Source organism: Streptomyces sp. NPDC055140 (assembly GCF_053607285.1).
In genome coordinates this window covers 2,707-4,005 of sequence record NZ_JBSGTG010000117.1, presented here as the reverse complement: position 1 = coordinate 4,005, position 1,299 = coordinate 2,707, and the positions used below count along the sequence as shown (strand labels likewise).

Here is a 1,299-nt window from a genome sequence, read left to right as displayed (position 1 = left end):
GTTCTGGGACGAAGCACAGGACGTCAACCCCGTTATGGAGTCGATCGTCGGCAACGTCCGTCAAGCAGGAATCCAGGTCGTCGCTGTGGGCGACTCCAACCAGGCCATCTACGGGTTCCGCGGAGCGACCGACGCCCTGGGACGGCTGCCCGCGGACGCGACCGCCACGCTCACCCAGACCTTCCGGTTCGGCGATGCCGTCGCCGACATCGGCAACCGGTTCCTGCGCCTGGGTGGCACTCGCATGCGCCTGGTGGGCTGGGACCGCAAGACCTCCCGCATCGGCGAAATCACCCCGGGTGACGAGACGATGCTCATCGCCTCTACCAACGCGGGAGTCGTGCTCGGCGCCGTCGAAGGATTGCAGGCCGGCCGCAAGGTCGCGGTGTCCGGGGGACTAAGTGACCTGCGGAAGTTCCTGGAAGCCGCCGAAGCGTTGCGCGAGGGGGAACGCACCAGTCATCAGGAACTGGCCCGCTTCAACGGGATGGCTTGGGACGAGATCCTGGAGACGGCCGAGAGCGAGCCCGAGCTCAAGCAGCTCGACAGCATGTTCAAGCTGATGAAGCGCCACAGCGAGGAACTCGACGCGCTGCTGGAGTCTGTGCGGATGCCGCGCCCGCTCGTCGAAGACGACGGCGAGCGCCTGTGGGTCAAATTCGCCTTCGGAGACGGCAACTTCCGGGCCACGAAGGAGTGGCTCAAGAGCAAGGGCGTCGACTTCGGATGGGACGAAGACGGCAAGCGGTGGGGGTACCCATCGCCGAAGAAGCGCGTCACCGCGACCGAGGCCGACCGCCAGCGGCGGCGCGAGCGCGTCGAGCAGTACATCGCCGACCACTACATCGCCCCCGCGAACGACAACGGCGGGCAGATCGTCGACCAGGCCGCGCCGCACGACCTCCTGGTGTCCACCGTGCACAAGGCCAAGGGAATGGAGTCGGAGCGCGTCCGGATCGCCGGTGACTTCCGCGGCCCCAAGGAATCCACCAGCGGCGGCATCGACTGGGACACGATCCCCGACGACGAGCAACTGCGCCTGGCCTACGTCGCGGTCACCCGCGCCACCGAAATCCTGGACGTCGGCTCGCTCGGCTGGATCTTCGACGTCACCCGCGACGACGACCCGATGCAGGAGCCGGACGGCATCTACCTGCGTGCATGGCAAGCCAGCGACTTCCAACCCGGGAACCAGGTCACCTTCTGGAGCGAGGACGGAGAGAGCCTCCTCGACGGGGAAATCGCGGACCTCGACGGCACCACGCTGCTCGTCCGCACCGAGGACGGCCACACCTCGCC

General features: G+C 67.4%; 1 protein-coding gene. It reads left to right on the top strand.

The window, feature by feature from the left end:
* Positions 1 to 34: 34 nt before the first annotated feature.
* Positions 35 to 1,299: 3'-5' exonuclease (locus tag ACWFR4_RS47895; RefSeq protein WP_453658169.1), on the top strand; the 1,265-nt coding region annotated here is incomplete at its 3' end.